The 22,999-nt window shown below is 44.6% G+C and carries 18 protein-coding genes; 1 reads left to right on the forward strand and 17 read right to left on the reverse strand.

Features of this window, described 5'->3' with window-relative positions; translation table 11 throughout:
- The first annotated feature begins 89 nt into the window (after positions 1–89).
- Positions 90–1,094 (forward strand): NAD-dependent epimerase, encoded by a 1,005-nt coding sequence (locus tag H7R58_RS14515; protein WP_182930362.1) that lies wholly within the window; start codon positions 90–92, stop codon positions 1,092–1,094.
- Positions 1,095–1,175: 81 nt separating this feature from the next.
- On the opposite strand, the gene ugd is transcribed toward H7R58_RS14515, so the two are convergent.
- The 17 genes from ugd to wcaK all read right to left on the reverse strand — a co-directional run bounded on the left by ugd (position 1,176) and on the right by wcaK (position 22,992).
- Positions 1,176–2,342 (reverse strand): UDP-glucose 6-dehydrogenase, encoded by a 1,167-nt coding sequence (ugd, locus tag H7R58_RS14520; protein ID WP_182930361.1) that lies wholly within the window; start codon positions 2,340–2,342, stop codon positions 1,176–1,178.
- A 208-nt stretch (positions 2,343–2,550) separates the two neighbouring features.
- Positions 2,551–3,957 (reverse strand): NADP-dependent phosphogluconate dehydrogenase, encoded by a 1,407-nt coding sequence (gene gndA / locus H7R58_RS14525; RefSeq protein ID WP_003844291.1) that lies wholly within the window; start codon positions 3,955–3,957, stop codon positions 2,551–2,553.
- Positions 3,958–4,261: 304 nt separating this feature from the next.
- On the reverse strand, positions 4,262–5,371 hold the full coding sequence (locus H7R58_RS14530) for a glycosyltransferase family 4 protein (protein WP_182930360.1): 1,110 nt from the start codon (positions 5,369–5,371) through the stop codon (positions 4,262–4,264).
- A 5-nt stretch (positions 5,372–5,376) separates the two neighbouring features.
- On the reverse strand, positions 5,377–6,513 hold the full coding sequence (locus H7R58_RS14535) for a glycosyltransferase family 4 protein (protein ID WP_182930359.1): 1,137 nt from the start codon (positions 6,511–6,513) through the stop codon (positions 5,377–5,379).
- Between the two features lie 2 nt (positions 6,514–6,515).
- The gene (locus tag H7R58_RS14540) at positions 6,516–7,409 is read right to left on the reverse strand and encodes a GDP-mannose 4,6-dehydratase (RefSeq protein ID WP_182930358.1); all 894 of its coding nucleotides are present in this window, start codon (positions 7,407–7,409) and stop codon (positions 6,516–6,518) included.
- Positions 7,409–8,443, reverse strand: a complete 1,035-nt coding sequence (gene gmd, locus H7R58_RS14545; protein WP_182930357.1) for a GDP-mannose 4,6-dehydratase — start codon at positions 8,441–8,443, stop codon at positions 7,409–7,411. The genes H7R58_RS14540 and gmd overlap by 1 nt, the downstream gene beginning before the upstream one ends.
- 18 nt (positions 8,444–8,461) lie before the next feature.
- Positions 8,462–11,713, reverse strand: coding sequence for a glycosyltransferase (locus H7R58_RS14550; RefSeq protein ID WP_182934412.1), 3,252 nt, complete (start codon positions 11,711–11,713; stop codon positions 8,462–8,464).
- A 1-nt stretch (position 11,714) separates the two neighbouring features.
- A complete protein-coding gene (locus H7R58_RS14555; protein WP_182930355.1) occupies positions 11,715–12,140 on the reverse strand; it encodes a hypothetical protein in 426 nt (141 codons plus the stop codon).
- Between the two features lie 9 nt (positions 12,141–12,149).
- The gene (locus H7R58_RS14560) at positions 12,150–12,911 is read right to left on the reverse strand and encodes a class I SAM-dependent methyltransferase (protein WP_182930354.1); all 762 of its coding nucleotides are present in this window, start codon (positions 12,909–12,911) and stop codon (positions 12,150–12,152) included.
- A gap of 7 nt (positions 12,912–12,918) precedes the next feature.
- Positions 12,919–14,127, reverse strand: a complete 1,209-nt coding sequence (locus H7R58_RS14565) for an ABC transporter ATP-binding protein (protein WP_182930353.1) — start codon at positions 14,125–14,127, stop codon at positions 12,919–12,921.
- Positions 14,117–14,911 (reverse strand): ABC transporter permease, encoded by a 795-nt coding sequence (locus tag H7R58_RS14570; RefSeq protein ID WP_182930352.1) that lies wholly within the window; start codon positions 14,909–14,911, stop codon positions 14,117–14,119. Before H7R58_RS14570 ends, H7R58_RS14565 begins: the two co-directional genes overlap by 11 nt.
- Positions 14,911–16,290, reverse strand: coding sequence for a phosphomannomutase CpsG (cpsG, locus tag H7R58_RS14575; RefSeq protein ID WP_182930351.1), 1,380 nt, complete (start codon positions 16,288–16,290; stop codon positions 14,911–14,913). Before cpsG ends, H7R58_RS14570 begins: the two co-directional genes overlap by 1 nt.
- A 24-nt stretch (positions 16,291–16,314) precedes the next feature.
- Positions 16,315–17,730 (reverse strand): mannose-1-phosphate guanylyltransferase/mannose-6-phosphate isomerase, encoded by a 1,416-nt coding sequence (locus tag H7R58_RS14580; protein WP_106929552.1) that lies wholly within the window; start codon positions 17,728–17,730, stop codon positions 16,315–16,317.
- A 327-nt stretch (positions 17,731–18,057) separates the two neighbouring features.
- Positions 18,058–18,951 carry a UTP--glucose-1-phosphate uridylyltransferase GalF gene (gene galF / locus H7R58_RS14585; protein WP_106929550.1) on the reverse strand — a complete coding sequence of 298 codons (894 nt, stop codon included), beginning with the start codon at positions 18,949–18,951 and terminating at the stop codon, positions 18,058–18,060.
- Positions 18,952–19,084: 133 nt separating this feature from the next.
- Complete coding sequence (gene wcaM, locus H7R58_RS14590; protein WP_182930350.1) at positions 19,085–20,482, reverse strand: colanic acid biosynthesis protein WcaM; 1,398 nt, start codon at positions 20,480–20,482, stop codon at positions 19,085–19,087.
- A gap of 9 nt (positions 20,483–20,491) precedes the next feature.
- Positions 20,492–21,715 (reverse strand): colanic acid biosynthesis glycosyltransferase WcaL, encoded by a 1,224-nt coding sequence (wcaL, locus tag H7R58_RS14595; protein WP_182930349.1) that lies wholly within the window; start codon positions 21,713–21,715, stop codon positions 20,492–20,494.
- Positions 21,712–22,992 (reverse strand): colanic acid biosynthesis pyruvyl transferase WcaK, encoded by a 1,281-nt coding sequence (gene wcaK / locus H7R58_RS14600; protein WP_106929544.1) that lies wholly within the window; start codon positions 22,990–22,992, stop codon positions 21,712–21,714. The genes wcaL and wcaK overlap by 4 nt, the downstream gene beginning before the upstream one ends.
- Between the last annotated feature and the right edge of the window lie 7 nt (positions 22,993–22,999).

Here is a 22,999-nt window from a genome sequence, read left to right on the forward strand (position 1 = left end):
TGACAGATAACGATTATATTTTTCAGCGCGCAGACGGTATGATCGCGCCAGAAAAAGACGTTCGCACTGAATGAGTTTTAAGGAATGCTATGAAATATTTGGTCACCGGTGCCGCTGGGTTCATCGGTTTTCACGTCTCCAGACGCCTGCTTGCCGCGGGCCATCAGGTTGTTGGTATTGATAACCTGAACGATTACTACGACGTTAGCCTGAAGCAGGCGCGTCTGGATCTGCTGCAATCCGCAGGTTTTCGTTTTGTGAAGCTGGATCTCGATGATAACGCCGGCATGGCCGCGCTGTTTGCCGATGCCCGATTCGATCGTGTGATTCATCTGGCCGCTCAGGCGGGCGTTCGCTATTCGCTGGAAAACCCACACGCCTATGCACAGGCTAACCTCATAGGCCACCTCAACGTACTGGAAGGTTGTCGGCACAACAAGGTGCAGCATCTGCTGTACGCCTCCTCCAGCTCGGTGTATGGGCTGAACCGCAAAATGCCGTTCTCTACCGATGACAGCGTCGATCACCCGGTTTCCCTGTATGCCGCCACCAAAAAGGCCAACGAGCTGATGGCGCACACATACTCCCATCTCTACGGTTTGCCGACCACCGGGCTGCGTTTCTTCACCGTGTATGGCCCGTGGGGGCGCCCGGATATGGCGCTATTCAAATTTACCAAAGCGATGCTCGAAGGGAAAAGCATCGACGTCTACAACTACGGCAAGATGAAGCGTGACTTTACCTACATTGACGACATCGCCGAAGCGATTATCCGTCTGCAGGATGTGATCCCAGAAGCTAACGATCAATGGAGTGTGGAAACCGGCTCTCCGGCGACCAGCTCAGCGCCGTATCGCATCTATAACATTGGCAACAGCTCGCCGGTGGAACTGATGGACTACATCACGGCACTGGAAGACGCGCTGGGAATTGAAGCACAGAAAAACATGATGCCGATGCAGGCGGGAGACGTGCTGGAAACCAGTGCAGAGACGCAGCCGCTGTACGATCTGGTGGGCTTCCGCCCGCAGACGTCGGTGAAAGACGGCGTGAAGCAATTCGTGGATTGGTATCGTCAATTTTATAACGTATAAAGAAAAGCCCTCACAATGAGGGCTTTTTCTCTTATCGCCCGGCAGGTAAAGCGCCACCGGGAACCGCACGGTAACTCACGTTTAATCGTTACCAAACAAATCGCGGGTATACACCTTCTCTTCCACGTCCGCCAGCTCTTGCGCCATACGGTTGGAAATAATCACATCGGCTTCCTGCTTAAAGGCATCAAGGTCGCGCACCACACGGGAGTTAAAGAACTCGTCTTCTTTCATCACCGGTTCATAAATGATTACCGGGATCCCTTTCGCCTTAATACGCTTCATGATCCCCTGAATCGAGGACGCGCGGAAGTTGTCTGAACCGGACTTCATGATCAGACGATACACGCCCACCACCTTCGGCTTACGCGCGAGGATGGAATCGGCGATAAAGTCTTTACGCGTGCGGTTGGCATCAACGATGGCACCAATGATGTTATTCGGCACCGATTCATAGTTAGCCAGCAGCTGCTTGGTATCCTTCGGCAAGCAATAGCCGCCGTAGCCAAATGACGGGTTGTTGTAGTGGTTGCCGATGCGTGGATCCAGGCATACCCCTTCAATTATCTGCCGTGAGTTAAGCCCCAGGCTTTCGGCATAGCTGTCGAGTTCGTTAAAGTAAGCGACGCGCAGTGCCAGGTAAGTATTGGCGAACAGCTTGATGGCTTCCGCTTCGGTAGAGTCAGTAAACAGCGTTGGGATATCTTTCTTCACCGCCCCTTCCTGCAGCAGTGCAGCAAACCGCTCCGCGCGTTCGGAACGCTCGCCAATTACGATGCGCGACGGATGCAGGTTGTCGTACAGCGCGCGGCCTTCTCGCAGGAACTCCGGCGAAAAGAAGATATTGTCGATCCCCAGCTGTTCTTTAATCGTATTTGTAAATCCCACCGGAATGGTGGATTTAATGACCATCACCGCATTCGGGTTGATTGCAACCACGTCGCGGATAACAGACTCAACGCTTGAGGTGTTGAAATAGTTGGTCTTCGGATCGTAATCGGTAGGCGTGGCGATGATAACAAAGTCGGCATCGCGGTAGGCGTCATGCTTATCAGTCGTTGCGCGGAAATTCAGCGGTCGGGTCGCCAGATATTCTTCGATCTCTTTATCGACAATCGGCGATTTCTTTTGATTCAGCATGTCGACCTTTTCCTGAACGATATCCAGGGCTACCACTTCATGGTGCTGGGCGATCAGAATGCCGTTCGACAGGCCTACGTAACCTGTTCCTGAGATAGTTATCTTCATTCTTTCTGTAACTTCTTCCGGTTAAACATTTGAAGGTGAACGCATCACCACCGTAAGACCCAACGTTTTCGTTTCGGATCGGCGTGAGCTCAGTATATCGTGAATTACTGCAACAACGCCTATCAGACCTGACTGAATGCTGTTTTCAGACAATAAAAAAGCCCGGAGGTGCGCTCCGGGCCTGAGTTTAGCGGTTGGCTATTTCAGATTAATCCAGCCATTCGGTGTGGAACACACCTTCTTTATCAGTACGTTTATAGGTATGCGCACCGAAGTAATCACGCTGAGCCTGAATCAGGTTGGCTGGCAGTACCGCAGAGCGGTAGCTGTCATAGTAGGCCACGGCCGCAGAGAACGTTGGTACCGGAATACCGTTCTGAACCGCGTAAGCCACGACATCACGCAGCGCCTGCTGGTATTCGTCGGCGATATTCTTGAAGTAAGGCGCCAGCAGCAGGTTAGCGATGCCTTTGTTTTCTGCATAGGCGTCGGTGATTTTCTGCAGGAACTGTGCACGAATAATGCAGCCCGCGCGGAAGATCTTCGCGATTTCGCCGTAGTTCAGATCCCAGTTGTATTCGTCAGACGCTGCGCGCAGCTGTGAGAAGCCCTGCGCATAGGAGACGATTTTGCCAAGGTACAGCGCGCGACGCACTTTCTCAACGAACTCAGCTTTATCGCCAGCCAGTTTTGCCTGCGGGCCGGACAGCACTTTAGATGCTGCAACGCGCTGGTCTTTCAGGGAGGAGATATAGCGCGCGAAGACGGATTCGGTGATCAGGGACAGCGGTTCGCCCAGGTCCAGAGAGCTCTGGCTGGTCCATTTACCGGTACCTTTGTTTGCGGCTTCGTCCAGGATCACATCGACAAGGTATTTACCCTCTTCATCTTTTTTGGTGAAGATGTCTTTGGTGATGTCGATCAGGTAGCTGCTCAGCTCACCTTCGTTCCATTCGGTGAAGGTGGTTGCCAGCTCTTCGTTAGACAGGTTCAGACCGCCTTTCAGCAGAGAATAGGCTTCAGCAATCAGCTGCATATCGCCATACTCAATACCGTTGTGAACCATTTTCACGTAATGACCCGCGCCGTCAGCGCCGATGTAAGTCACGCACGGTTCGCCATCTTCCGCTACCGCAGCGATTTTGGTCAGAATCGGCGCAACCAGTTCGTACGCTTCTTTCTGACCGCCAGGCATGATAGACGGGCCCTTCAGCGCGCCCTCTTCACCGCCGGACACGCCGGTACCGATGAAGTTAAAGCCTTCAGCAGACAGCTCACGGTTACGGCGAATGGTGTCCTGGAAGAAGGTGTTACCGCCATCAATAATGATGTCGCCTTTATCCAGATACGGCTTCAGGGAATCGATGGCCGCATCAGTGCCAGCGCCCGCTTTCACCATCAACAGGATACGACGCGGGGTTTCAAGAGATTCTACGAACTCTTTGACCGTGTAGTAAGGAACCAGTTTCTTGCCCGGGTTCTCGGCAACGACTTCTTCGGTTTTTTCACGGGAACGGTTGAAAATGGAGACGGTATAACCACGGCTCTCGATGTTGAGCGCCAGGTTGCGCCCCATCACTGCCATACCGACAACGCCGATCTGTTGCTTGGACATTACATACTCCTGTCAGGGGATGGTCACCGCGAACTGTACGCGGTTTAAGTGTGGTCTAGATGTTAACTCAAATTGCGACGAAGTGGATGTCGGAAGATGCGAAATATTGCGGTTTCCGAGCAAAAAAACACACGCTAAGGATTTTAGCGCTCGCGGTAATGTCACGTCAGTTATCAGATGTTTATACTTTTTTTTTAGAGATCTGCGCGTATCAATTGGGGAAGTATGTCTTCGGGTACAGGGAAGAATTATCATCATAAGATACGCTATCTTTATGATCGCAAGTCGTCAAACGCAAAAACAGCTAAATCAATGACTTATAAAGATCGAGGTATTGTGCAGACATCTTCTCAGATGTAAATACTTCATCAAATCGTTTTCTGGCATTACTCCCGTAGAGGGAAGCCAGTTGCTCATCATCCCATATCACCTGCATTGCTCGACTTAAATCAGCAACATTAGCCGGTTCAACGACTAATCCCGTATGGTTATTGATGTTGATATAGCTAGTGCCGGTTCCGATCTCACATGACAAAAGAGGTTTCCCATACATAGCCCCTTCAAGCAAGGTAATGCCGAAGGCTTCAGAGCGAACATTCGATGGGAAAACCACGGAGTAACATAGCTGCAGCAATGCACTTTTGTCTTCATCAGGAAGAGACCCGACAAAATGGACATTTGCCAGATTAAGTTCCTTAGACTTCACAAGCAACTCAGATTCGATACCTCCACCACCGACAATGACAACAGGTAATGAAGTCACGGCAGCCGCATCGAGCAGAGTGTGTAGCCCTTTGTAGTACCGAAAAGCACCAACAAACAGGAAAAATTTATCACCGACTTTATTGCGCCAATAATTCAGCTTCTCTTCACTCGCTTTGGGATAGGATTTTTCATCCAAACCATAGGGAATGACTTTTACCTTTTCTCTGTATTTTTGAAGTACTGGGCTGGTTTGTGCATAATTAGGAGATGCAGCCACAATACAATCGACAGAAGATAAAAAACGATTCATTAAAGGTGTGTAAAGTCGTAAAAAAGTTTTTTGCTTAACAATATCGGAGTGATAACTAATTACGGTTGGTTTTTTTACATTACACAGGAAATGCAAAAGATCCATGAAAGGATAGGGAAAATGATAATGGATAACATCAGCCTGCTCCACCAATTGTTTAAACTTGCTCAAACAAGAAATCGAGAACGGGGTGGATGCTATTTCAAAATTAGTTTTAGAGTAAAAGACATGTTGAGAATCGATGCGTTCATCTTCTATATTCCCACGCCGACTTAAAGTCAACACCGTCGATTCAACGCCATGGGCTGATGCAGACTCACTTAATTGATAAATAACTTGTTCAATGCCACCAAATGTATCAGGATAATATGTTTTATAAAAATGCAATACTTTGAGCATGAGCCTTATTTTACCTGTTTATATGCCGTTATTGTGTCAGCAGCGCAACGTTCCCAAGAGAATTTTTTTGCATGAACTAAACCGTTACTGGATGCCTGTTGCTGCCATATTGTATCTTCAAGGCTCTTGTGTATTAAGCGAGTTAAGGTCTCAACATCCATAGCATCACACATTAATGCATTTTCGCCAGCAACTTCAGGAAGCGAGGAACTGTTAGAACATACCACCGGGGTTCCGGATGCCATAGCTTCAAGCACAGGAAGACCAAACCCTTCATACAATGATGGGAAAAGGAAACTAATAGCGCCAGAAAAAAGCGCAGGTAATTCAGACGATGGAGTAAATCCTAAATATCGTAACCACCCTTCCCGCTCCCCCCTGTCAAATCGCTGATGCAGGTCCTCACTATTCCACCCTTTAAATCCGCTAATTACGAGAGGGACTTTCTGGCGAACAGGCAATGGCAAACGCTCATACGCATCAAGTAATGTTCTAATGTTTTTTCTCGGCTCTATAGAGCCAGTAAATAATGTATAGCCCTTATATGACAGACGATGCTTTAACAGTACGGAAGATATCTCAGCTGCAGAATAAGGTCTGAACTCATCACCACAAGCTAATTTAGCGGTAACGACGCTCTGTTCTGAAAGGTTGAAATAATCGATCAGTTCTCGCCTGGTATAATCAGAATCGGTAATAAAAACAGACGCACGCTTGACTGTTTGCAACAGCTCTTTTCGCATAAATCTGACGCGCTCAGGCGGATGACACTGAGGCAGCGTAAAGACAGAAAGGTCGTGAAATGTCACAGCACATCGTGCAACTTTCGGGGGCAGATAGAAATTCGGCCCATGATAGATAAAATCTTTATGTTTCCTTAATGCATTAGTTTTTAACCATGGAGCAGTAAGCCGATATGCCTCGGAAAAAAAATGACTTTTTTTAATATACTGTTTCAGCCCTTCTGTTGAAGGACTACTTTCCTTAGCAACCGGGATCCCTTCAGAAATAGAGCCACCACGTAAGAAAAGTAACTTTGATATCTCGCTGCTGTTAGACAAGCAATTTGCAAGTTCAAAAGCATAGCGTCCGATGCCAGTTAATGGATATTTAATAGCATCAGTTCCAAATATAACTTTCATAGCTAGTTTTCCAACATCCAGCGCAAAGTCTCTTCAAGCGGCGGCACATTCCAGTCAGGAATAAATGATTTAAGCTTTGTCGTATCGCCACTTAGTGTTTTAACTTCATTTGCACGAACAAAATTCGGATTGACTTGAACATTAATATGATGCCCAGTGATTTTCTCACACAGTTCAATTGTTTTCCGTAAAGAATAAGTCCGTCCCGAGCAAATATTTATTACTTCAGCGTGAGGTTTAATTTCCAACAATTTCACATATGCACTACTTAATGCTCGTACATCAGTGAAGTCACGCCAAACATCTATATTACCAAGTTCTATTGTTGCCGCTTTTTCTTTGAAATGCTTGACTATTTTTGGTAGCAAAAAATTCTCAGCCTGCCCAACCCCTGTATAATTAAAAGGTCGAGTAATGAAAATTGGAAGTTTATCAATCCATAACTTCGCCATATATTCCATAGCGAGTTTACTTACTGCATAATCGTTTGCTGGATTGGCAACAGTAGTTTCAGGTAATTGCCCAGTCGTGCTATTACCGTAAACATTTGCGCTACTCGCTAATAGAATAGAGTCAATAGTTGAGGTGCATTCGCTGAGGGCTTGCAGAAGATTTCGAGTGCCCAACAGATTTACATTGTAAAAAGCATCAGCGTCACCATGCCCAACATATGCAATTGCAGCCAGATGAACGACAACATTGGGTTGAATTTGATTTACAATTTTTTTTAGATTGGATGCATCCATAAGATCGACCTGATAACAGTCAGGTTGACTATCAGATGCTGTTCCAAGCCCAAAAACCCGATATCCGGCAGCGGATAATTCCGCTGCCACATAACGGCCGGTAAACCCGTTGATCCCTGTTACTAGAGCACGTTTGCCGGCATCAGACATTAGAAAGATGATCCCTGTTGGTTACGACGAAGATCGGCTTCCACCATCATTTGGCAGAGCTGTTCCAGGGAAGTTTTCGGTTCCCATCCCAGAACTTCCTTCGCACGTGCAGGATTACCAATTAATAAATCAACTTCAGCTGGGCGATAGAATTTTGGATTAACACGAACTAATGTTTTACCAGAATCAACATCAATACCGATTTCCTGCTCATCTTTCCCTTCGAAACGAAGAGTATAGCCAGCAGCTTTAAAAGCCATTGTCACGAAATCACGTACGGTTTCAGTGCGGTTTGTAGCAAGCACAAATGTATCAGGTTTATCGGCTTGCAGGATACGCCACATACCTTCTACGTACTCTTTTGCATAACCCCAGTCACGTTTTGCATCTAAATTACCGAGTTCAATAACATCTTGTTTGCCAAGTTTAATTTTCGCAACAGAATCAGTAATTTTGCGTGTAACAAACTCTTGCCCGCGCAGTGGCGATTCATGATTGAAAAGAATACCACTCGAGGCGAAGATACCATAACTTTCACGATAGTTAACGGTCATCCAGTGTGCGTAAAGCTTCGCGACACCATACGGGCTACGTGGATAAAATGGCGTATCTTCTTTCTGAGGTACTGCTTGCACCAGACCAAACATTTCAGAAGTAGATGCCTGGTAGTAACGTACTTTTGGATTTACGATACGGATAGCTTCCAGCAGATTTACAGGCCCAATACCCGTAATTTCAGCGGTCGTTACCGGCTGATCGAATGAGACCCCTACAAAACTTTGCGCAGCAAGGTTATAAACTTCTTCAGCACCCGTAGTTTGTAGTAATCGAATACTAGCAGATAAATCAGTCAGATCGTACTCGACCAGATGTAAGTTAGGATTATTTTTAATACCCAGTTCTTCAATACGCCAGAAGTTTACCGAACTAGTACGACGATATGTACCAAAAACTTTGTAACCTTTACCTAGCAACAACTCTGCTAAATAAGCACCATCTTGCCCAGTAATACCAGTAATAATTGCAGATTTCATAAGTCAATACACCTTCATTTACATAAGTGAATCATAAAGCTTGATAGATTGCTCAGCAGAATTATACGATGATAGTTCGCGAACTCGCTCAAATGCCCCAGTACTTAAAATTTTATATAATTCTTCATTATCACATAATTTTTCAATTTTCAGCGCCAAATCATCTGCGGATCCGTCTTTAAATATTAAACCGGATTTATTGTCTATAACAACCTCAGGAATCGCGCCTGCGTCACTTGCAATTACAGGTTTGCCGTGTACGAAGGCTTCTAAAGGAACGAGACCAAACGATTCGTACCGAGAAGGGAACACAACCACATCACTAACTGCATAAAGCTTCTCACGTTCAGTGTCATTTACTGCACCAATATACAAGACATTGTCTATCCCAGCGAATCGTTCAGCGAGGATTTTATTTATGTCTATGATAGCACTACCCGCGATAACAAAACAGCAGTCATTAAATGCATGAGTATTTTTGAGCTTCTCAATGGCATCTAATAAAACATCAATACCTTTACGCAGTTCAATGCGCCCCATAAAGAGGAAGATTTTTTTATCCTTAAGTATTTCGCTTGCTTTGGCTAATTTCGTGCCAAAATCTTTATAACCACTTGAAACATCGAAAGTTGGCCAATATGCCACACCTGCATTAATTTTTGAATATTTAACATTTTCAGATGGTGAATAATATTTAATGAAAGTTCTCTTTATAGAATCGCTGATAGGTACTACGGCATCAGCTCTTTCAACTACTTCACGTTCGAAAGATGAAAGATACTCAAGGTCAACAGGGTTCATTTCCCATTTATTCATATCATTAGCTACAAGGAGAGGTGTAACCAATCGAATAACAAGAGGTATATTTAGCTCTTTACTGATTAAACTGAAAGCATAAGCTTCCGAATCCCAAAGACATGAATCAACAACAGATACAGGATGTAATTCATTAAGAGCATCAATCTCAATAGCGACTCTGCTTGACCAGGTCAAAATAGCATTAGCCGCAGCGGAATCAGCAACATAATTCTCAGCGTTAACACTTTTGCATAAAGAGATTAGCTTAAATCGTCCTGCATCAAATACGGTATCTTCATCACCCTGGATTATAACGGAGACAAAATGTCCCGCCAGAATGAACTCACTGACCAAGTTATAATATAGTGTACCAATACCACCTGATTTGGTGAAAGGCGGAAACTCTTTACTCACCACCACAATATGTTTCTTTTGGTGATGTTTTTGTTCTGAATTGAATTGTTTAAATGATCCAGGCAATGCCGACTCGGTGTTAAGGAGTTGTGGATGACGCTCTATGGCTTTCACACCTGCATCAAAACCTTCCCAAATACTACCAACGAGTTGTTCATACTCTGATTGCGTTATTTCGTTTTTCGCTAAACCTTCAGCGACGTAACCTACTCGATCTTTCTCAATAATAGGTTTGAGTTTCGCTAAGATTTCCTGTTTATCACCTGTATTATAGGTAAGCGTAAAATAAACAGTATTTTTAACAATAGAGCGCCAGTTATAATTATACTTATTAACTCTATTTTCGCTTTGTGCAAATTCATGTCGTAAATAAGCATCTGGGCAGTGGTTTATTAGATAACCGTTATTAATTAATCTAAAGCAAACATCCGTTTCATCGAGGAAATAATCATACTCCTCATCAAAACCGCCACAGGAAACCAAATAGTCCCGTCTAAATACAGAGTTTGTTCCCAACAAACTCCTCTTGTACATTGCATTTTTCTTTATTTCATCGCTAGGATTAACAACGCCAGTACCATATTGATCGACAAAAATATCAATAGCTTGAAATTTCAATGTACCAGAATAATATGTCGGACCACCAACACCTGCAACAAAATTGTGCGAGCCGTTATAATACTCCAGAATACGGTCCACCCAATCAAGGAATGGGATAGCATCATCATCAATAAATGCGATTAAGTCCCCAGAAGCAGCTTCTATCCCAATATTTCTGGAGCGAGATAGATTACGTTCAGCATTTGTTCTTACTATTATTTTTTCTTTCCATTTATTTAATACAGCATCAGTATTATCTGTGGATGGTCCATTTACCACAATGACTTCAAATGCATTACTGTAGTTTTTTGTAAGATAATCGAGGCATCTCTCAAGATAATCCCCACGATTAAATGTACAAATAACAATCGAAACTGTATTAAAAGAGTTGGATTTAGGGATTAGCTTACCAAATAGGCGATCCGCGTATTTCGCCCATGAACTAAGGCTATTTTTATCAAGAACTTCTTTTTGATAATTTATTAATTCCTGAGAAAAAATGGAGTCAGTAAGGACTTTATGTAACTTATTATAAGCGTCAACTTCATTGTCGAAGACGCCGGGAGAGTCATCTAAAGTTTCGGATACTGCTGCGGCATTAAGTGCCAATACAGGAATATGATGTTGTGCAGCCTCTAATAAAGGAACGCCAAAACCTTCGTGTTCACTGAATGAAATAAAACACTTAGATTGGCTGTAGTATTGTTTCAGTTCATCATCTGATACTGAGCCTGTTAGGATAACATTGTCGGAAACATTCAGCTTCTTAATTAATTTGTTTATTTTTTTATAATAAGAAGACGACGTATCGTATTTACCAATTAAATACAGCTTGCCAATGTCATTATTTTGCGAATAATTATGATAGAATTCAATTAATTTATGCTGACATTTATTCTCACAAATACGACCAACAAAGATAATATCATTAGTTTTATTTTTTTCTGTTACATCTGTTACTTCTGAAGATAAACCATTTATTATGATGGGTAGTTTCTGAGTCTTATCTGCAGAAAAACCTAATGCTATTATTTCATCTAAATTATAATTACTATCAGCAGTTACATAATTAAATTCATGAACTATGCGGCCAAGCTGATCTCGCCCTTTTTTACATAAATCGTATAGAATAGAATCTTTATCAAAGAAAGTATGTGGCGTGATATTATGATAGTGTAATATTTTAAAGCCATTACTAACGATGATTTTTTTAGCACAATGCTCAGAGAAAGACGAGAAATGGAAAAATAAAATATCTTCGTCTTTGGCATCAAGATGCTCAATATCTTTAACCAAATGCATACGCTCAGGATGAACATGTTTAGCGTATATCTCTGTCTTGATACCATACACATTCCTGACATATTCATCGATATGTATGACGTGGTTAGAACATGCATCATACATATCTAATGCATCGATAACTTGAATAAATCGACCTTTAAAATGACTATACACCTCAGCCTCTCATTCGGTTATAAATTTTTCGAGCAAGATCGAGCAGAAACTTATTGTTCCGTAGCAATCTAAATACCATATATTTTGGAATACCTTTCACTTTAACTTTAGATGCTGGATGGAACGCTAATAGCAAGGTATAAACAGCTGGTTTTTTTATGTATTTACCTATTAATGCAATTCCCTTAATAGAGTCAGGCGCATTTTTAAAGATCAAAATAGATAAAATCTGCTTGTAGTTAGTTTCATTGTGCACACATAAACTAATCAACTGATTTATATCAAAGGAATTATACTTAAATAAAAACCGGTGTTCCTGTGGTAATTTACTTATTATATTTCTCTCGAATAATAACCTTGCTTTTCTTGCATTATAAATCGATGCAATGACCTTATTATTTATTTCACTCAGTTTATCTTCGTTCATATAATGTCCCTACTTCTTAGCGGTGACTTCCATTTCCCGACAAAGGCCATTTTTCCTATTGTCGACAATAAGAGTGACATCGTGGAAACCAGCCTTGATGAGGAGCTCAGTTAATGATGCAAAAGAATACATGTTGTAGTGGAAATCACCTTCATAATCTTGTGCACCAAAAGTAACTTTTCTCAAATCATCAAATGACATTTCACCATTATTAAAATCTTTGATCATACTTACCGCGTCAGGTAGTACGACACGAATAATGCCACCCTCCTGCAATTTAGACTTCCAGTGGGGTAAAATTTTTCGCAGTAATTCAAACTCTGTAAAATGTTCAACTAAATGAGACGAGAATATTTCCTCCAGACAATTATCATCAAAAGGCAACTCGCTCGCTTCGCATGTTACATCGACACCAGGCAAGGCCCTTGCATCCACATTGATGTAACCTTCAGGTTGAATATGACCACAGCCAATATTTATCTTACGCAACCCATGTTCTTTGTACTTTTCATCAGAAATGATCTTAGTTTCAATTTTACGCACATTTTTGTCTTTGAACGTGTCATTTTTAACTCTCATTTCGAATAAGAGCTCTTCACGCACAAATTCAATTCGATTGACAAGACCATCTGTTTTTAAGTCTTGAGCATCCAGTCCGGTCTTTAAATTAGCGACTTTCTCGTCAAGTCGAATAATCGAATCAGTGATATGATTTAATTTATTAGTGAAATCATTTAATCTATTTTTTGCTTTCTGAACAATATTAAACATTTTACTCTCACTTAGTATAAACCGAACATTCGTTATTTAGCCAAGCACTTCCAACAAACACTTTGCCAGGGGCTATTACATTAAAACTACCAATACCATCTAGCCAGTGATACGATTCTTCATAATGATCTCTCTCCTTATGAAGAGCTGCTGAAATGCTATATTCACCAATGCCAATATTCATGTTCAGCTTGAATTTAATAACTTTAGTCCCTATGCCAGCCAGATCTATACCATGTGCTAACGTATTTGTACCAAAGACTATATTGCCTAAACGGTCCCTAATGTGAAAACCTAATGTCAAACCTGAAGATACTTCATAATTTGTGACAGTAAAACATAAGGAACACAGATCCGCTACTTCGACAATATCTGTTTTAGTCCCATTCTCTTTTTCAAGATAAAAGCCGTCAATAATAGCTTTTTTATTACCTGACTCTGATTTTCCTTTCTCAAGTCTTATATTGTTATCATCAGCGGTCTTCGATAATTTTGCATTATACAAATTCATTATATCGGTTGGAGCGCCGTCAGCAACAATCGTGCCTTTATCTAACAAAATTGCTCTGGAACAAATATTAGCAATAGCAGCCTGGTCATGGGATACAATTAATAACGTAGTCCCTTTCTCTTTAAACTTACGGATTCTATTAAAACATTTCGACTGGAAATAAGCATCACCAACTGATAACGCTTCATCCACAATTAAAAGTTCAGGACGTACGGCTGTTGCAACTGCAAAAGCAAGTCTAATCTGCATACCAGATGAATAAGTTCGCACAGGTTGGTCAATATAATCACCGATCTCCGCAAACTCTTCTATCTGTGGCATTATTTCAGCAAGCTGGGAAGTATTAAGTCCCATTAGCTGGCCTGACATGAAAACATTATCCCTACCGGTAAAATCAGGATGAAATCCCATCCCAAGTTCCAGCAACGCGGCAACACGACCATTTACATTAACAACGCCAGTCGTAGCATTGGTCGTACCGGTAATGATTTTAAGTAGTGTGCTTTTCCCAGCACCATTCATGCCTAAAATACCAACTGACTCGCCAGCACAAACTTTAAACGATATGTTTGACAGGATATTAATATCTTTATGATATTTTTTTTTACCTAATGTAAGCCATTCAATTAGTCGATGCTTTTTATTGCTGTAACTTTTATATGTTTTGCTAACTTTTTCAACTGTAATAATAGTATTAGAGTTCATCGACTATTTCACCCGAATGCTTATGATAAAGATAATAGCCAATTACACTAAAGATAATAGCTAATATAGATACCAGTATTAAATTAGACCAATCTGGTGCCTTATGATAAACGAAAATATTCTGGTAACCTGTAATCAACCCTGTCATTGGATTTAAATATAACCATTTACGAGCCCACTCAGGTATAATCGTAATAAGATAAATTACAGGAGTGAACCAGAACCAGAACTGCAGCAGTATCCCCATTAATTGACCAACATCACGGAAAAATACATTCAATACGCCTAATGTCATTCCCAATCCTAGTGCAAATACAATTTGTATCACGAGAAGTGGGATGATATACAGGAATGCAATTCCAGGAAAGTTTCCGGTAACAATCAAAAAGATGATATACAGTGAAAAGATTATTAAAAAATTCAAGAACGCGACACCAATGCTTATTATTGGCAAACATATTCTTGGAAAGTTAATCTTTTTTAAATAATTCCCATTATCTACAAATACATTTATAAGACGACTTAATAGCTCTGAGAAAAATCCCCAAGTCAGAAGGCCTGCACATAGATATATGCTATATGCAAATGAGCCAGAACTATTAGGCATCCTGGCTTTCATGACTTCTGAAAAAATCACTGTATAAACAATAATCATGGAAAGTGGCTGTAAAACTAGCCACACAGCACCCAGCATACTCGTTTGATACCGGCTTTTAAAATCCCTTTTGATGCTGTTAAATATAAAATCTTTATACTTCAGTGCCGCAAGTACGGAGTTCAACATTAGTCAAACCCTCTAATAATGCTTACTACCTCAGCGGTCTTGTCTTTCATCAAGCCATGATCACCACAACTTTCAACATTAATGCGCAGAACCGGTTCAGTGTTTGATGTTCGAACGTTAAGTCTCCAACCATCAAATTCAAGCGTTAAGCCATCGATACGATTTTCGTTCTTAATAATAGAAGAATATGTATCTTTAATTTTTTTGATGATTTCATTTGAATTTTTAACTTTAAAATTCAATTCACCACTACAAGGATAGGCTGCAATTCTGTCATTAACCAATGATGCCAGGCTAGCATTTGAAATAGAGAGCATTTCAATAACTAATAACCACGGGATCATTCCGCTATCACAGTAAGCAAAATCGCGAAAATAGTGATGAGCACTCATTTCACCACCATAAACCGCATCTTCCTGGCGCATACGTTCTTTAATAAATGCATGGCCAGTTTTCGACATAATCGGAACACCACCAGACTTGGTTATAATATCAATAGTATTCCATGTCAGTCGTGGATCATGAATTATTTTGGCACCCGTTTCTTTTTTGAGGAATGCCTCACCAAGAAGACCTACTATGTAATATCCTTCGATGAACTGACCGTCACCATCAAATAAGAAACAGCGATCAAAATCGCCATCAAACGCAATACCTAAATCAGCATTGTGTTTTATTACAGCATCAGAGGTATCTTGTCGACATTCCGGTAGTAATGGATTAGGAATGCCATTTGGGAATGTACCATCAGGTTGATGGTGAACTTTTATAAAAGTAACAGGAACATTTGACTCATTGAAACGCTTTTCAATAGCATCAATTACATGCCCAGCAGCGCCATTACCGGAGTTGACAACCAATTTCATTGGGCGTTTGAAATTAGCAAAATCGATATATCCCATTAAATGATTGATATAATCTTCAAGTATATCAATTTTTTTATAATTGCCTCGATTCAATGGTTCAACAGGGGGAAATTCATTCGCCTCAGCGAGAAGCTGGATGTCTCTTAAACCCGTGTCACCACTTATTGGTTTTGCATCCTCGCGAACCAACTTCATGCCATTGTAATCCATAGGATTATGACTTGCTGTAACCTCAATCCCACCATCAACTTTGAGATGGAATGTTGCAAAGTATATTTCTTCGGTTCCGCTTAAGCCAATATCATAAACATTTGTACCCGCATCCATCAGACCATTTGCTAACGCGAGTTTGAGGCTTTCACTTGTTAATCTAACATCACCACCAACTACAATAGTTTTTGGTTTTAGCATTTCACCATATGCACGACCAATACGGTATGCTATATCTTCGTTTAATTCTTCGCCTAACTTCCCACGAATATCATAGGCTTTAAAGCATGTCAGTTTGGACATATGTCACATTCACCTTTGCAAATATTAGCAACGACCATATTGGTCTTTAATACGAATAATGTCATCATCGCCCAAATAAGAACCAGACTGAATTTCGAGTAATTCTAATGGTATTTTGCCTGGATTCTCGAGACGATGGTGTGCCCCAATAGGAATAAAGGTGGACTGGTTTTCAGTTAACAAGAATTTTTGGTCTTTAATTGTAACTTCACCGGTCCCGGATAATACGACCCAGTGTTCGGTACGATGGTGGTGCATTTGCATCGAAAAAGCCGCACCGGGTTTGACCGTAATTCGGTTTACATTAAAACGCTCGGTCTGAACAACGACATCGCACCGTCCCCATGGGCGATAAATTTCACGGTGGCGTTTATATTCACTACGGCAATTCGCTTTTAAATACTCAACAACTTTTTTAACATCCTGAACCTGATTTTTATCTACAACTAACACTGCATCTTTTGTATTTATGATAACCAGATTATCTACACCTACAGCTGCAACGAGTTTTTCATCAGTATTGATGTAGCAGTTATTCGCATTATGAAGATATGTGTCACCTGTAAGTACATTTCCCTTACTATCCTTAGGACTCACTTCCCAAAGTGCGGACCAGGAACCAACATCACTCCATTCAGCATCCAAACCGACAACAACTGCATCGGTCGTTTTTTCCATTACGGCGTAATCGATCGAATCATCAGGGCACGCAATAAAAAGCTCTTTATCAATTTTGATAAACTCATCGCCATCCTTTCCTTTCTTAATTGCCGCTTTGCAAGCATTAAGAATGTCAGGGCGGAACTTCTCTAGTTCTTCGAGATAGCGTTTGGCGCGGAACATAAACATACCACTGTTCCAATAATATTCCCCTGAGGCAACGTATTCTTCAGCGGTTTCTTTATTGGGTTTTTCAACAAAACGACTAACCTGGTACGCTACATCATTATTAATGACTTCTTGCTGGCCACGCTGGATGTATCCATAACCGGTTTCAGCGCCAGTCGGTACAATGCCAAACGTCACTAGTTGTCCACGATTAGCGAATGTTAATGCTGATTCAACCGCCTGATGAAACGCTGCTTTATTATTAATGATGTGATCGGCAGCTAAAACCAGGAGTATTGGATCCTCATTTGTCGTAATTGCATTCAACGCGGCTAATGCGATTGCCGGTGCTGTATTTCTACCCACAGGTTCTAAGATGATATTCTGCGATAACTTATTGAGTTGTCGTAACTGCTCTGCCACCAGAAAACGGTGTTCTTCGTTACAGATAACCACAGGTTCCAGGGCATCAACATCGTCCAGGCGGAGTACCGTTTCCTGAAGCATTGATTGTTTTCCGTACAAGCGCAGAAACTGCTTCGGGTACAGCTCTCGTGACATCGGCCACAAACGACTACCGGTACCACCGGCCATAATCACTGGAAGTAACATTTTAATTCCTTAATATTTCACAGCTATCTGAACTGCAGCTCACGAGAAATGGGCACGCTACCGCCCCTGGCTCAACAGCTACCAGAACACTAGAATTTTTGAAATGTATTGTAACTCTGACGATTTTATCACTAAGCTAAAATACGTCGTTGATTGTCATCTGATTTTGTATGAAATGTCGTCAACTTACGTCATTAAATGACAAACTAACATGATTTGCTTGTTACTAATTAAAAACGGCAGTTACATCCCTTGCTAATTAGAATCTGGCTAAGAATGTCCACCACCGTTATTTTTATTCGCAGCTAATTTTACCTTCGAGGCATCTTATTTCACGAGTAAAGCCTCAATCGACTTCCTGAACTTCGCCCCTTCCTTCAAATTCCGCAGCCCATACTGCACAAACGCCTGCATATACCCCATCTTCTTGCCGCAGTCGTAGCTCTCGCCCGTCATCAGCATGGCATCAACAGACTGTTTCTTCGCCAGCTCGGCGATAGCGTCCGTCAGTTGAATACGGCCCCACGCCCCCGGAACGGTCTTCGCCAGCTCCGGCCAGATATCGGCAGACAGCACATAGCGGCCCACGGCCATCAGATCGGAGTCCAGCTCCTGAGGCTGATCGGGTTTTTCAATAAAATCAACGATACGGCTAACTTTACCCTCTGACTCCAGCGGATCTTTCGTTTTAATCACAGAATACTCAGAGAGATCGCCCGGCATGCGTTTTGCCAGCACCTGGCTACGCCCGGTCTCGTTAAAACGCGCGACCATCGCGGCGAGGTTATAGCGAAGCGGATCCGCGCTCGCGCTATCCAGCACGATATCCGGCAGCACAACCACAAACGGATTGTCCCCGACAATCGGGTGCGCACAAAGGATAGAGTGGCCCAGGCCCAGCGGCTGCGCCTGACGAACGTTCATAATAGTCACGCCAGGAGGACAGATAGACTGAACTTCAGCCAGCAGCTGGCGCTTAACGCGCTGCTCGAGCAGGGCTTCCAGTTCATACGAGGTGTCGAAGTGGTTTTCCACCGAGTTTTTCGATGCATGTGTGACCAGAACGATTTCTTTGATCCCTGCAGCAACCACTTCGTCGACGATGTACTGTATCATCGGTTTATCGACAATCGGCAGCATCTCTTTAGGGATGGCCTTCGTGGCGGGTAGCATATTCATACCCAATCCCGCTACCGGAATGACTGCTTTCAAATTAACCATTATCTTGTCCACCTATATTCGGTTGATGAATTATAGCGATTAAACATGTTTAATCCACTCTGTTTTGTCATAGTACTGATTTGGGTAGGGAAGATCCCTGGATGTAATCTGAGAATTCAGTGGATTAAGGCGTTCAACGGCGCGGCAGTGCGAAATTCAGCCGCTCGGTGTTGACAACATGCTGGTCGATAAGGTCTATATCCGCCGACGGCTGCCCCTTCTCGTTAACGGCATTGATGTGGGCCAGTGACAGCAGCGTATCCTGCTTCGCCATAAATTTCCCTCGCACATCCTGACGTAAGTCAAAGTTGAGCCTCAGCGCCGGCCCGCGCTTTGAGTCCTGCATCACATTGATATTACGCAGGAAAATATGCTGAGGTTTGTTGTGAATCTCCAGCGACGCGCGTTTCATGGTCAGATTGGTGAGAGAGACGAACGAGGGGTTATTGCCTGAAGAGATTTGTATGCCCCGCAGGTTGTTAGCCAGCAGACTGTTGTCCAGCTGTATATTATTCAAGCGGAAGTTTTGTGGTATCGACAAATAGTTACCTTTGATAACACCATAGCCAATTAGCATTCCCGCGCTATTAACCATATCAACACCATCAATAACGAAATTATCACATCCATAGATCGCCACCGTGGCGTTATCTATTCCCGCCTGCTTACTGAAGTCTGGCGTAATATTGCTGGCCTTCACGTTGCGAATAATAAAATGCTTACCGTTTTCGACGTGTATCAGCTGGCGACAGTGGCTGCCGGTGATGTTGGCGACGACAAAGTTCTTCACCGCCTGCTCTTCCGGATAGCCGTTGTCGTAGGTGCTGCCAGCAAGACCAATGCCAATACCCCAGTTCACCTTGCCGTTGGTACAGTCGATATGGTCAATCACGTGATCGGAAATGAGGATATTGCGGTCGTTGATCGCCACATTCCACTCAATGGCATCGCCCTGTAAGTAGCTAAAGCGGCAATGGGTGATGTTCACATCCAGCCACTGGTTATGGTAGCCCTGGCGCAGGATGCCGTAATTAGCCCGCGTGATGGTCAGGCGGGTGAGCGTCAGGTTGCGCAGCGTGTTTTTCTCTTTGCCGCCAATAAAAATCTGCGCTACCGGCCCATAGCCGCTCATCGTAAGCCCGGCAACGGTGCAATCGCCGCCGCGGATATCCAGCGTGATGTTATAAAGACTCGCCTCGCCGCTGCCGATCACCTGGCAGCCTTTTTGCAGGATAAAGCGCCCTCGCCCATTGCCCTTCAGCGCGCCGGCAATGGCCAGCGTCTTCCCCGGCGGCAAAGTTATCGCCGTATTAATGTTATCGCAGACAACCTCTGAAGGAACGCTGACGATATCGGCGGCGCTGAAAGCCGCGTTAAACGCGCGGATCCAGTCACCGTCATGCACAAAGTCGCGAATATCCGCCGTAGTGCGCTTCTCAGCCGCCCGGGCGCTCTTCCCCGAGAGCACCGGCAGCGCTGCGGCAAGCGTTGCGCCTGCGGTCAAAAAATAACGTCGGGTTAAGGTATGCATCGCCCCTCCTCAACAAAGCGTATGCAGCAGGCTGGCAAGCTGCCGGTTGATAACCTGCTGGTTAAATTCAGTTTCCACTTTAGCCCGCGCGCGCGTCAGCACCGGCTGAAGGCTATGGGTATCCATATGCCCTAACGCCTGCAGTTTATCGGCCAGCGCCTGCGCATCATTCTCCGCCACCAGCCAGCCGGAATTGCCGGAATCAATCAGCTCCGGGATACCGCTGTGTTCAGTCGACAACACCGGGATGCCCACCGCCATTGCCTCCATCAGCGCCACCGGAATACCCTCCATGTCGCCGTCAGCACCGGTCACCGAAGGCAGCAGAAAGACATCCGCGGCATCCAGCATCGCTTTAACCTCATGGCTTGGCTTGAACCCGGGCATCTCAACCCGGTCTTCCAGCTGGTACTGCTCGATTAAAGTGCGCAGACGCCGCTCCCACGGCCCGATGCCCAGAATGCAGTAGCGAAAATTCACGCCGCGCGCTTTAAGCTGGCGGCAGGCTTCAATCGCCACGTGCAGCCCCTTTTTCTCGGTTAAGCGGGCGACAGAGATAATCTGCAGGCGCTCATCCGGTGCTTTCAGCGGCCTTAGCGAAAAGCGATCCATATTGACGCCCATCCGCGAAACGCTGATTTTCTCCTCCGGGCAGCCCATCGCCCGCAGGCGCTCCGCCCACAGCTGGCTGATGGGCAGCATCATGTCGCCGCGGCGAAACAGCTGCTGATACTCGCCGGCGTAATGGTTTAAAACCTCACGGCTCGAAATATCAATGCCGTGAAACACGGTAGCGATCTTGCCGCGAATGACGCCCAGTTCACGCAGCTTCGCCGCCGTGACGCCCGCAGGACCAAAATGTGCGATAAACACATCGGCGATATACGGCTGCGGCGTGCGGCTACATATAGAAGAAAGAATCAGATTGCGCGCTTCCTGCCCATACCGACGCACATTTAACGCCCGCCATACGGCAGGGCGATGCAGCCCTCGCAGAGTGCTGCACGCCCGGTAACACAGTTTCTCGCGCGCCGTCGGCGGCTCATCCTGTAGCCAGCGGACTTTGTCCGCCAGCCGATACTGGGTGTAGGCAGCATGCGTATTATTCAGGTCGCCTTTTTGCAAGGCGACGATCTCCACCTCATAGCCCATCTCAATAAAAGCCACGATCTGGTTTAAGACAAACGTCTCTGACGAGAGGGGGAATTTCAGCAGGAAGAAGCTGACTTTCATCGGCCCTCCCGAATACGGTTGAGCACGGACTCAATCATCGCAAAGCCTTTCTGCCGCTCGCCTTCCACCGCCGCAGTAACTTTCTCGCCCAGCGCCGGAAGCTGGTTCAGCATGTCAGCCACCACGCCCTGCATGGATCCATCCAGCAGATGACGAATATCAATAGCCATCTCCGGCATGCCTAGCTGCTGCATAATCCCGGCGGATTTGTGCTCGTAGTTAATCGCAATCGCCGGCGTGCCAAAGTTCATCGAAATAATCGCCGAATGCAGACGGGTACCGATGGTCAGTTCGCAGGAAGCCAGGATCTTGCCGATTTCCACATCGTTCAGTTCATCCATCGCAATATGGAAGTGCTCACGGTTGTTCACGTACTGCGCCATACGCAATGCAACCATGCGATCATCGCGGTTGTAGCGGTCGATACTGGTACAGGTCGAGAGCGCCAGCACCTGATAGCCATCGGCGATTATCCGGTTTACCACCTCGGCGAACGCTTTCTCATAGGCCTGCTGGGTGGTGCCCAGACGCTTATCAAATGGCTCAAGTTCGCGCAGGGTAATCGCCACGGTTTTACGCTGAGCGGTCAGGTTCAGCCAGTGCTGCACCGCATAGTCTGGCGTAAAGCTGTCATTGCGATGTTCCACCAGCCAGGCGGTGTCTACGCCCTGCTCCACTTTGCGGGTATCAATCTGTGCTTTAGCCATCAGCTCCCGGCTTACCGTCTCACGCAGGATCAGCGCATTGGTGCGGCCAAAGACATAGTTCGCCAGTTGGTTAAAGTCCGGATTCTGGAAAGGGCCGACGCTGTGGCCAATCATATAGATGGGTTTGTTTGCCATAAACGCGCACAGCGGGTACTCAAAGTGGGTCAGCCCGTAGAGGTCGACATAGTTCGACCCGCCCACCTGGATAATGGCGTCATAGTTGTCGAGGAAACGCACAAACTCATGGAACTCCGGGGCAATCTCAAAATTGCGCAGCTTACCTTCACCTGTCACCTTCGCCAGCAGGATCTTGTGCTGGAAACGACGGCGCAGCACCTTCTTCACCCGTCCGCTCATGCCCCCCACCGCCTGCTGCTTCTGGCTCAGCTGATACAGCGGATCAGCGATAATCTCACGCCCTTGCAGCCAGGAGGAACTGATCGGGAAACGGCTCATCACGTCCATCTCCACGTCCGGTTGCTGGCGAAGTATGGCGTCAAGCAGGCCACGCATAATGGCGCTATCGCCACGGTTGCCGCAGGTGTGGTTTCCCAAAATAAGTAATTTCATCATGGCC

Source organism: Klebsiella sp. WP4-W18-ESBL-05, from assembly GCF_014169075.1.
In the GTDB taxonomy this organism is placed as follows: Bacteria; Pseudomonadota; Gammaproteobacteria; order Enterobacterales; family Enterobacteriaceae; genus Kluyvera; species Kluyvera ascorbata_B.

What these genes read in the sequence shown, in the direction of transcription:
- H7R58_RS14515 (WP_182930362.1), top strand. Translation starts at nt 90, where the DNA reads ATGAAATATTTGGTCACCGGTGCCGCTGGGTTCATCGGTTTTCACGTC.
- ugd (WP_182930361.1), bottom strand. Translation starts at nt 2,342, where the DNA reads ATGAAGATAACTATCTCAGGAACAGGTTACGTAGGCCTGTCGAACGGC.
- gndA (WP_003844291.1), bottom strand. Translation starts at nt 3,957, where the DNA reads ATGTCCAAGCAACAGATCGGCGTTGTCGGTATGGCAGTGATGGGGCGC.
- H7R58_RS14530 (WP_182930360.1), bottom strand. Translation starts at nt 5,371, where the DNA reads ATGCTCAAAGTATTGCATTTTTATAAAACATATTATCCTGATACATTT.
- H7R58_RS14535 (WP_182930359.1), bottom strand. Translation starts at nt 6,513, where the DNA reads ATGAAAGTTATATTTGGAACTGATGCTATTAAATATCCATTAACTGGC.
- H7R58_RS14540 (WP_182930358.1), bottom strand. Translation starts at nt 7,409, where the DNA reads ATGTCTGATGCCGGCAAACGTGCTCTAGTAACAGGGATCAACGGGTTT.
- gmd (WP_182930357.1), bottom strand. Translation starts at nt 8,443, where the DNA reads ATGAAATCTGCAATTATTACTGGTATTACTGGGCAAGATGGTGCTTAT.
- H7R58_RS14555 (WP_182930355.1), bottom strand. Translation starts at nt 12,140, where the DNA reads ATGAACGAAGATAAACTGAGTGAAATAAATAATAAGGTCATTGCATCG.
- H7R58_RS14560 (WP_182930354.1), bottom strand. Translation starts at nt 12,911, where the DNA reads ATGTTTAATATTGTTCAGAAAGCAAAAAATAGATTAAATGATTTCACT.
- H7R58_RS14565 (WP_182930353.1), bottom strand. Translation starts at nt 14,127, where the DNA reads ATGAACTCTAATACTATTATTACAGTTGAAAAAGTTAGCAAAACATAT.
- H7R58_RS14570 (WP_182930352.1), bottom strand. Translation starts at nt 14,911, where the DNA reads ATGTTGAACTCCGTACTTGCGGCACTGAAGTATAAAGATTTTATATTT.
- cpsG (WP_182930351.1), bottom strand. Translation starts at nt 16,290, where the DNA reads ATGTCCAAACTGACATGCTTTAAAGCCTATGATATTCGTGGGAAGTTA.
- H7R58_RS14580 (WP_106929552.1), bottom strand. Translation starts at nt 17,730, where the DNA reads ATGTTACTTCCAGTGATTATGGCCGGTGGTACCGGTAGTCGTTTGTGG.
- galF (WP_106929550.1), bottom strand. Translation starts at nt 18,951, where the DNA reads ATGGTTAATTTGAAAGCAGTCATTCCGGTAGCGGGATTGGGTATGAAT.
- wcaM (WP_182930350.1), bottom strand. Translation starts at nt 20,482, where the DNA reads ATGCATACCTTAACCCGACGTTATTTTTTGACCGCAGGCGCAACGCTT.
- wcaL (WP_182930349.1), bottom strand. Translation starts at nt 21,715, where the DNA reads ATGAAAGTCAGCTTCTTCCTGCTGAAATTCCCCCTCTCGTCAGAGACG.
- wcaK (WP_106929544.1), bottom strand. Translation starts at nt 22,992, where the DNA reads ATGAAATTACTTATTTTGGGAAACCACACCTGCGGCAACCGTGGCGAT.